The 9,202-nt window shown below is 66.1% G+C and carries 8 protein-coding genes; 7 read left to right on the plus strand and 1 reads right to left on the minus strand.

The annotated features are described in order from the left end of the window. Window positions 1–153 precede the first annotated feature (153 nt). From AC5P8C_RS14855 to pncB, 3 genes are all read left to right on the plus strand, one after another. Entirely contained in the window at window positions 154–1,005 is an 852-nt protein-coding gene (locus tag AC5P8C_RS14855) for a glycosyltransferase family 2 protein (RefSeq protein WP_019661013.1), read from the plus strand. Next, window positions 1,002–1,841, plus strand: coding sequence for a glycosyltransferase family 2 protein (locus AC5P8C_RS14860; protein ID WP_019661014.1), 840 nt, complete (start codon window positions 1,002–1,004; stop codon window positions 1,839–1,841). The genes AC5P8C_RS14855 and AC5P8C_RS14860 overlap by 4 nt, the downstream gene beginning before the upstream one ends. A gap of 101 nt (window positions 1,842–1,942) precedes the next feature. Beyond that, window positions 1,943–3,121 carry a nicotinate phosphoribosyltransferase gene (gene pncB / locus AC5P8C_RS14865; protein ID WP_019661015.1) on the plus strand — a complete coding sequence of 393 codons (1,179 nt, stop codon included), beginning with the start codon at window positions 1,943–1,945 and terminating at the stop codon, window positions 3,119–3,121. 10 nt (window positions 3,122–3,131) lie between these two features. Here pncB and AC5P8C_RS14870 read toward each other — a convergent pair whose 3' ends face one another. Continuing rightward, window positions 3,132–3,497, minus strand: coding sequence for a hypothetical protein (locus AC5P8C_RS14870; protein WP_019661016.1), 366 nt, complete (start codon window positions 3,495–3,497; stop codon window positions 3,132–3,134). Between the two features lie 459 nt (window positions 3,498–3,956). Here AC5P8C_RS14870 and AC5P8C_RS14875 point away from each other — a divergent pair, with 459 nt between their 5' ends. The 4 genes from AC5P8C_RS14875 to AC5P8C_RS14890 all read left to right on the plus strand — a co-directional run bounded on the left by AC5P8C_RS14875 (window position 3,957) and on the right by AC5P8C_RS14890 (window position 8,992). After that, window positions 3,957–4,496, plus strand: coding sequence for a fimbrial protein (locus tag AC5P8C_RS14875; protein ID WP_019661017.1), 540 nt, complete (start codon window positions 3,957–3,959; stop codon window positions 4,494–4,496). A gap of 85 nt (window positions 4,497–4,581) precedes the next feature. Beyond that, a complete protein-coding gene (locus AC5P8C_RS14880; protein ID WP_019661018.1) occupies window positions 4,582–5,310 on the plus strand; it encodes a fimbrial biogenesis chaperone in 729 nt (242 codons plus the stop codon). 92 nt (window positions 5,311–5,402) lie between these two features. Further along, window positions 5,403–7,967 carry a fimbria/pilus outer membrane usher protein gene (locus tag AC5P8C_RS14885; RefSeq protein ID WP_495219064.1) on the plus strand — a complete coding sequence of 855 codons (2,565 nt, stop codon included), beginning with the start codon at window positions 5,403–5,405 and terminating at the stop codon, window positions 7,965–7,967. After that, window positions 7,958–8,992: a fimbrial protein gene (locus tag AC5P8C_RS14890; RefSeq protein WP_019661020.1), complete on the plus strand. Its 1,035-nt coding sequence runs from the start codon at window positions 7,958–7,960 to the stop codon at window positions 8,990–8,992. Before AC5P8C_RS14885 ends, AC5P8C_RS14890 begins: the two co-directional genes overlap by 10 nt. Window positions 8,993–9,202 lie beyond the last annotated feature (210 nt).

Genomic DNA, 9,202 nt, shown 5'->3' on the forward strand with positions numbered 1-9,202 from the left:
CGTCCCCCGCAACCGGACCCACCCCGCCAACCCCAGGAACCCAGCCCTTGCTTCGGCTGTTGCTGTTGCCCTGGCCTGAAGCGGGTGCCGGGCGCAACCCGGCCGATACCCTCCCGGTGCTAGGCTGTGGCCACCGACAACCACGGAGGCGGGATGGGGGCGATCGTGTTGTTGCCGCTGTGCGTGGACGATGCCGCGCTCGACCGCTGCCTGGCCGCACTGGATGCGGGCACCGCGCCGGGCACCGCAGTCTGGCTGGCCGACGATGCGCAGACCGGGCCGCGTGCGCAGGCGGTGGTGGAACACTGGCTGGCACATACGCCACTACAGGCCGAGTACACCCGGCGCGCGCGGCCACTGGGCGAGGTCGCCCATCTGGACGAGATGCTGCGCGCCTGCGATGGCCTGGACGTGGCCGTGCTGGGACCGGACAGCGTGCCTGCGCCGGGTTGGCTGCAACAACTGCAGGACGCCTTCGCCCGCGATGCCGCCATCGCGACCGCAACCCCGTGGTGCAATGCCGGCGAAACCGCAGCGTGGCCACGGTTGGGCGAGATCAATCCCGAGCCCGAGGATGCGGCGCTGCTGGCACAGACCTGCGCCGCCTTGCCGGCGCTGCACCCGGAACTGCCATCGGCGGTCACCCATGCGGTTCTGGTGCGTGGCAATGCGCGCCGCCGCGCCGGTGGCCTGGATGTGGACAGCTACGCTGGCTGGAACGCGGCCCTGGTCGACCTCAGCCTGCGCATGGCCGGCCTGGGCTGGCGCAACGTACTGTGCGAGACCGCCTTTGTGAGCCGGGCGGGCGAGGCGGCCAGCCGCGATGGCGACCTTGAGGCGCTGGCTGCGCGTTGGCCTGGCTGGGTGCCGCGCCTGGCCGATTTCCTGATGCACGATCCATTGCACGGGCTGCGCGCCGACCTGCAGCAGCGCATGCGGCAGGCGATAATGCCGAAGGAACAGGGCGACCTGTTCGTTCCTTCCGCGCCGGAGTCACTCGCTTGAATGTTGCCATCGCCGCCATCGTCGTGACCTACCAGAGTGCCAGCACCATCGATGCCTGCCTCTCGCGCCTTCGCCAGGCGCAGGACGTGGCCGAGATCCGGGTGATCGACAATGGCTCGATGGATGGCACGCTGGACATCGTGCAGCGCCATGCCAGCCACGATCCGCGCGTGCGTTTCGTCGGCAACCCGGACAATCCCGGCTTCGCCGCTGCCAACAACCAGGGCGTGGCCGATTCGCGCAGCCCCTGGTTGGCCTTCATCAACCCGGACCTGATGGTCGAGCCGGAGACGTTGGCCGCACTGCGCAGCCGGGCGGAAGCACTGGGCGATTGCCTGCTCGGTGTCGAGCAGGTGGACGAGCAGGGCCATGCCGACGAAGCCGTGCGCCGCCGCGACCCGGATTTCCTGATGATGCTGCGCTCGCCGGGAAAGGGCTCGAAGCTGGCGCTGCCGCGTGACCCGCAGCAGGTGCTGCAGCGGGTGCCGGCACTGTCTGGCGCACTGCTGATGATGCCGCGTGCATTGTTCGACCGGATCGGAGGCTGGGACGCCGGGTATCGTCTGCACGCCGAAGACCTGGACCTGTGCCGGCGTGCACGCGAAGCCGGGGCCGTGGTGGCGATTGCAAACGACCTGCAGGTCACCCATGTACGTGGCGTCTCGAGCCGATCGCGGCCGTTCTTCGTTGAATGGCACAAGCACAGGGGCCTGTGGCGCTACTTTCAGAAGTTCGAGGCCAGGCAGCGTTCGCTGCCGGTGCGCGTGGCGGTGTGGGCCGCGATCTGGGGGCACGCCCTGATGCTGGTACCGCGCCTGTTGCGCAGGTCGTTGTAGGGCCGAACCTGCATCCACGCATGGCGCGGATCTACCCACGCGGAGAGCCGAGCGTGCCCGCGGCCACCCCGGTTCACCCGTCCGGGCGCATAATCCGCCTCATGCCTATCATCCAGTCCCTGCTCGACACCGATCTGTACAAGTTCACCATGATGCAGGCGGTGCTCCACCAGCACCCCGGTGCCCAGGTGCAGTACCGGTTCAAGTGCCGCACGCCCGGCATCGACCTGGCCCACTACATCGACCAGATCGACGAAGAGATCGACCACCTGTGCAGCCTGCGCTTCAGCGACGCGGAGCTGGACTACATGCGTGGCCTGCGCTTCGTGAAGCCGGATTTCGCCGATTTCCTCGGCCTGTTCCACCTCGACCGCAAGTACATCCAGCTACGCGCGTCGACGGCCGTGCCCGGTGAGATCGAACTGGACATCACCGGCCCGTGGCTGCACACCATCCTGTTCGAAGTCCCGCTGCTGGCGATCATCAACGAAGTCTGGTTCCGCAACACCACCACCGCCGACTTTGCCGAGGGCGAGCGTCGGCTGCAGGCCAAGGCCGCGCTGCTGCGTGATACTCCCGGTTTCGAACAGTGCCGCATTGCCGACTACGGCAGCCGCCGCCGTTATTCGCGTGACTGGCATGCGCGCCTGCTGCCGCTGCTGCGCGATGCGCTCGGCCCGCAACTGGTCGGCACCAGCAACGTGCACTTCGCCCGCCTGTACGGCATGACCCCGCACGGCACCATGGCCCATGAGTACCTGCAGGCATTCCAGGCACTTGGCCCGCGCCTGCGTGATTCGCAGGTGGCGGCACTGGAATCGTGGGCACGCGAGTACCGCGGCGACCTCGGCATCGCGCTGTCCGACGTGGTCGGCCTGGATGCGTTCCTGCGCGATTTCGACATGTATTTCTGCAAGCTGTTCGACGGTGTCCGCCACGACTCGGGCGATCCGTTCGACTGGGGCGACCGCATGCTGGCGCATTTCCAGCAGCGCCGGGTGGATCCGCGCAGCAAGGTGCTGGTGTTCAGCGATGGGCTCGACATCGCCAAGGTGATGCGCCTGTACGACTACTTCCGTGGTCGCTGCCAGGTCGCCTTCGGCGTCGGCACCCACCTGACCAATGATCTGGGGCCAACGCCGCTCAACATCGTCATCAAGATGGTCCGCTGCAATGGCCAGCCGGTGGCCAAGCTCAGCGATTCGCCAGGCAAGAGCATGTGCGACGACCCGGGCTACCTGGCCTACCTGCGCCAGGTCTTCGAGCTGCCGCCGGCGTAAGCGTGCCGGCTTACAGGTAGTCGACCACCACCAGATAGGCGCCCTGCAGCGGCTGCTGCGTCGAAGCCTGCACGCTGTAACGCTCGGAGAAGGCGATATCGCCGGCGCGCAGCGCGCTGGCCGACACCGACAGCTTCTGGCCCTGGCGCTTGCCGTCGCGCAGCGTCGCGGCCTGGCCGTTGGCCAGCGCCGTCACTTCCACCGTCGAGCCCTTGGCCGACGGCGGGCAGGCGGCCAGGCTCAGCTCGCCCTGGGACAGATTCGTCGTGCAGCCCGGCTCGGCGATGCGGCCACTGAAACGGATGCTGCCGCTGCTGGCCTGGGCCAGCGCACTGACGGACATCAGGGCCACGCACAGCAGAATGGAATTCCTCATGACACGTTCTCTGGTTCGGTGTGTCCTAGTTAGCGACAGCTTCGATCAGCCTTTAATAGGACGATTCCGAATCTGCTAGGGCCATCACCAAGAAAGAGTGATGCGCATCAAAGAAGCCGATTTCCGCCGGGAAAAGGTTTGTTTCCGTGCATGCCGAACGCGCCACCCGAAGCGTCATCCAAGGTCGCTTCTGACCTGATCCGGCGACCGTCGGGTTCCCGAACCCCCGTGGGTCCTGATTTCGGCTATCACGTCACATTTCCAGCGTCAATGAATTGACGTTCAGAAAAATAATGAGACTTTCATCACACTTGCACCTATACTTGCGTCACGGATTCAGGGAAAGCTACGTCCGAGTCCGGCCACAGGTGAGACGCAAGGATGGGTCTTGTTAGCCCGGCAGTGCTCCTTGCTTCCTCCTCTACTTCTCATCTCTTCAGTAGGGTTAGGTAAAAGCGAATGCACAAGATCAATATCATCGCCGCTCTGATGCTGGCCGCCGCTCCGCTGGCCGCCAACGCCGCCGACGGCACCATCACCTTCAATGGCAAGGTGACCGACAAGACCTGCACCATCTCGACCCCGGGCGGCAAGGACTTCGCCGTGACGCTGCCGACCGTGTCCAAGAACACCCTGGCCACCGCCGGCGCCGTTGCGGGCCGTACTCCGTTCGCCATCAACCTGACCAAGTGCAGCGCCGGCAACGTCGCCACCTACTTCGAGCCGGGTTCGACCGTCGACTTCAACAGTGGCCGCCTGGTCAACCAGGCCTCGGCCAACGCTGCCACCAACGTGCAGCTGCAGCTGCTGGGCTCGAACAACCAGTTCCTGCCGATCAAGGCGGCTGGTGCTGGCCTGGCCCAGACCAACTCGCAGTGGGTCACCGTCGGCACCGACGGCTCGGCCGACCTGAACTACTACGCTGAGTACTACGCCACTGCCGCCGCCACCCCGGGCGACGTCACCAGCAGCGTCAAGTACACGATCATCTACAACTGATCGCAGTCATGCCCCCACTGGCCGGCGTTCGCGCCGGCCGGTGTTCCGCGGCCGCTGGCCACACCCCTCGAGCGTAGTACTTCCGATGAAAGCATTCTTTCCCCGGGCGCTGCTGCTGGCAGCGTTCACGCTGCCCTTCTGCCAGAACGCACTGGCCGGCGTGGTGGTCAATGGCACGCGAGTGATCTATCCGGCGCAGGCGCGCGAAGTCACCGTGCAGGTCGACAACGTGGGCGATTCGCCGGCGCTGGTGCAGGCCTGGATCGACAGCGGCGACGCCAACCAGACCGCCGATACCAGCGATGCCCCGTTCGTGCTTACACCGCCGATCGCGCGTGTCGAGCCGGGCCGCAGCCAGGCGCTGCGACTGATCTTCTCCGGCGCGCAGCTGCCGACCGACCGTGAGTCGGTGTTCTGGCTCAACGTGCTGGATGTGCCGCCGTCCCCGGACAACGCCGAAAGCGGCGAACAGAATTACCTGCAGGTCGCGTTCCGTTCGCGCCTGAAGCTTTTCTACCGGCCGCAGGGCCTGAAGGGCGTCGCCAACGACGCGCCGGCAGCGCTGCGCTGGACCCGCAATGGCGACCGCCTGCGGGTGGAAAACCCGAGCCCCTTCCACGTCACTCTGGCCGAAGTACATGCCGTGACCGGCAGCAGTGAAAAGGCCGTCGAGGACAAGGGCGCGATGGTCGCGCCGAAGCAGAGCCTGGAGTTCGCCGCACCGGCGGGCACCGGCCAGGTCCGCTTCATCACCATCAACGACTACGGCGGCCGGGTGGAACACACCATCCGCCTCGGCAGCACCGGGGGCTGAACGCGCCGCGCTGGCCCTTGGCCTGCGCATCCCGCCACCGCCGCTGTGCGGCGAATTGAAGGAATGTCAGTGTGATCGGAAACAGATTGACATTGTCGATCCATCAGGCGCTTTGCCTGCTGGTTGCTGGCGTGGCCTGCCCAGGATGGGCGCTGGCTGCCCCGGCCAATCTCGGCGAACAGGCGCTGATGGCGCAGAGTGGTGCGGCCAATGCGCGTGCACCGGAGTCGGCCCAGTTCAATTCCAGCTTCCTGTCTGGCCAGGCCAAGCAGGTCGACCTGGCGGCCTTCAGCAACGGCAACCCGATGGTGGCCGGCAACTATCGTGTCGACGTCTACGTCAACGGTGCCTGGCAGGGCCGTCGCGATCTGCAGTTCAAGGCCGATGCGCAGGGCCGTGTCGACGCCTGCCTGCCGCTGCCGATGCTGGAAGAAATGGGCGTGGACAGCGAAGCCGTGCTGCTGCAGCAGGATCCGTCCGTGCCGACCGACAAGACCAGCTGCGTGCCGGTCCAGCAGCGCATGGCCAATGCCTATGGTGTCTATGACAGCGGCAACCTGCGCTACGACCTGAGCATCCCGCAGGTATTCCTGCGCCGTGAGGCACGCGGCTACGTCAACCCGGCGCTGTGGGACCGCGGCATCAATGCCGGCTTCGTTGGCTACAGCTTCAATGCCATCGACAGCGACAGCCGTGTCGAAGGTGGCCAGCGCAACCGCAGTGCCTACCTCGGCCTCAACGCCGGCATGAACCTGGGTGGCTGGCAGTTCCGCCACGATTCGAACCTGACCTGGTCCGAGGGCGATGGCCGCCATTGGCAGAGCATCGCCACCTATGCGCAGCGCGGCATTCCGCAGGTGCGCGGCATGCTCACCATCGGTGAGGCCTACACCACCGGTGAACTGTTCGACTCGATCGGTTACCGCGGTGCCAGCCTGGCCAGCGACGACCGCATGCTGCCCGATTCGCTGCGCGGCTACGCGCCGGTCGTGCGCGGCATCGCCGAGACCAATGCACGCATCGAAGTGCGCCAGAACGAGCAGCTGATCTACTCCTCCACCGTGTCGCCGGGCAGCTTCGTCATCGACGACCTGTACCCGACCGGCTACGGCGGCGATCTGGAAGTGAGCGTGATCGAGGCCGATGGCCGCCGCCGCGAATTCAAGGTGCCGTTCGGCTCGGTGCCGCAGATGCTGCGCGAAGGCGTGTCGCGTTACTCGCTGACCGCCGGCCAGGTGCGCAACAAGCTGCTGGCCGATGAGCCGTGGCTGGTGCAGGGCACCTACCAGCGCGGTATCGGCAACCAGTTGACCCTGTACGGCGGCAGTGCACTGAGCGACGGCTACCTGTCGCTGCTGTACGGCGTCGGCCTGTCCACGCCGGTTGGCGCGTTCGCCGCCGACGTCACCCACGCACGTACGACGTTCGACCACTACGGCAACCACACCGGTGCCAGCGTGCGCTTGAGCTACAGCAACATGATCGGCGAGACCGGGACCAACCTGACCCTGGCCGCCTACCGCTATTCGACCGAAGGTTTCTACAGCCTGCAGGATGCGCTGTACGGCCGTGATTCGGACACGCGCGGAATCGATCCGACCACCCGTGGCCGTCAGCGCAGCCAGTTCCAGATAACGCTGAACCAGCCGCTGGGACGTCGCGGCGGCGCGCTGTACGTGACCGGTTCGGTGCGTGACTTCTACGACCGTTCCGGCACCTCCAAGCAGTACCAGGTGGGCTACAACAACGCCTGGCGCTCGGTGAACTACGGCTTCTCGGCGCTGCGCACCGAAGAGGGCGTGCTCGGCCGTTCCGATACCCAGTACCTGCTGTCGATGAGCGTGCCGCTGGGCCGGGGTACCCACCCGGTGTCGTTCAGCGCCGATCTGGGCATGCGCGATCGTGGTGGCTACGACAACAGCCGCGTCGGCATCACCGGTTCGGCCGGCGTCGACAACAACTTCAGCTACGGCGTGGCCCTGTCCGATTCCCGCGAGGGGGGCACCACGGCGGTCGGCAACGCCGAGTACCGCAGCCGCTACTCCGCGTTGAACGCGACCTACAGCCACTCGCGCGATTTCCGCCAGGCCTCGGTCGGTGCCAACGGCAGCGTGGTCGTGCATCCGGGCGGCTTCACCTTCACCCCGCAGCGGGGCGACACCATGGTGCTGGTGGAAGCGCCGGGTGCGCGCGATGCGATCGTCAGCAACGCCCCGGGCCTGCGCGTAGATAGCCGTGGATATGCAGTGGTTCCGTACGTATCGCCGTACCGCCTCAACACCGTCACCCTTGACCCGCAGGGCATGGCCCATGACGTCGAGCTGGAAAGCACCAGCCAGTCGATCGCGCCGTTCGCCGGTGCCATCAGCTACCTGCGCTTCGATACCCGCAAAGGCAATGCGCTGCTGATCCAGGTACGCAATGCCGATGGCCGCAGCATGCCGTTCGGTGCGCAGGTCAAGGATGACCAGGGCCAGCCGGTGGGCATGGTCAGCCAGGGCGGCCGCCTGTACGTGCGCAGTGAAAAGAGCCAGGGCCGCCTGCTGGTGGAGTGGGGCGCCGGTGCAGACCAGCGCTGCACCATCGATTACCAGGTTCCGGCGGGCGCCGATGCGTCCAAGACCGGCTTCATTCCGCTGGAGGCAGCATGCCGATGATTTCTTCCCGCAGCCGCACGCTGCTTGCCGCCATGGCCGTGATGGGGGGTATCGCCGTGGCCAGCCCGGCGTTGGCGACCTGCTATATCACCCAGCAGGGCTTTGTCGCGCAGGACGTGCAGATGGACATGGGGCAGATCGTGATCCTGCCCAGCCTGCCCGTCGGTGGTGTGATCAAGGAGTTGATCGTGCCGATCAACCAGCGCGACAGCATCGGTTACTGCGATCGCTGGGGCGGTAGTGCCAACGGGCGTTTCGTCAACGCCGCACAGCAAAACGCAGTCCCGGGTTTCAGCAACGTCTATGCGACCGATGTAGCGGGAGTGGGTATCCGTGTCTATCGTGATTCGGGCACCATCCAGACCTACTACCCGCACACGCTGCAATTGGGGGGCAACCGGACGTTGACCCTCAATGGTGGCCGCTTCCGCGTGGAGCTGATCAAGACCGCCGCGCAGACGGGCTCGGGCATCATCGCGCCCAACGGCCGCTTCACCACCTACTATCTCGACGGCGACGGTCCTGGCCGTCCGGAGCTGACCTCGACGTTCAAGGGCTCGGGTACCACCGTGGTCAGCCCCACCTGCGAAGTGCAGGCCGGCAGCCGCAACATCGCCGTCGATTTCGGCAGCGTGCCCAACACCACCTTCACCGGTGTCGGCTCCAAGGCCGCTGATCGCGATTTCGAGATCCGCCTGAACTGCCAGGGCAGCAACGTGGCCGCCTACCAGAGCAAGATCGGCATCCGCCTCGACGCCGACCAGGACAGCTCGAACATGCCGGGCGTGCTCAAGCTCAGCGCGACCAGCAACAGCGCCACGCGCATCGGCATCCAGATGGTCCAGCGCGACGGCAGCACCGAGCGAGAAGTGCGCTTCGGCCAGACCATCAACGTCGGCACTACGGCGCCGGGTACCAGCGTCATGGCGCTGCCGTTGCGCGCGCGCTATGTGCAGACCCAGGCAGGTACCGTCGGTGCGGGCACCGCCAACGGGCAGGCAACGTTCACCATCCAGTACGAATAGCGCAGGTCTCCCATTGCTGAGTTTGGAGCCTCACCCCCCCCGCTCCGCGGGGGGCGTTGACTGCGTCTTGATCCCGCAGACGTGAAGATCAGGGCTATCATTGCCGTACAGACACATGAATGTGATGTGCGTCATGGAAATGATCCCCTCTCCACTGCAGCGCCCCCGCTGCCGGGCCGTCGGCCTGGGTGAGGGGCAATGAAAGGATCC

Source organism: Stenotrophomonas sp. YJH_SMC_46 (assembly GCF_059370315.1).

What these genes read in the sequence shown, in the direction of transcription:
- AC5P8C_RS14870 (WP_019661016.1), bottom strand. Translation starts at nt 3,497, where the DNA reads ATGAGGAATTCCATTCTGCTGTGCGTGGCCCTGATGTCCGTCAGTGCG.
- pncB (WP_019661015.1), top strand. Translation starts at nt 1,943, where the DNA reads ATGCCTATCATCCAGTCCCTGCTCGACACCGATCTGTACAAGTTCACC.
- AC5P8C_RS14855 (WP_019661013.1), top strand. Translation starts at nt 154, where the DNA reads ATGGGGGCGATCGTGTTGTTGCCGCTGTGCGTGGACGATGCCGCGCTC.
- AC5P8C_RS14875 (WP_019661017.1), top strand. Translation starts at nt 3,957, where the DNA reads ATGCACAAGATCAATATCATCGCCGCTCTGATGCTGGCCGCCGCTCCG.
- AC5P8C_RS14890 (WP_019661020.1), top strand. Translation starts at nt 7,958, where the DNA reads ATGCCGATGATTTCTTCCCGCAGCCGCACGCTGCTTGCCGCCATGGCC.
- AC5P8C_RS14880 (WP_019661018.1), top strand. Translation starts at nt 4,582, where the DNA reads ATGAAAGCATTCTTTCCCCGGGCGCTGCTGCTGGCAGCGTTCACGCTG.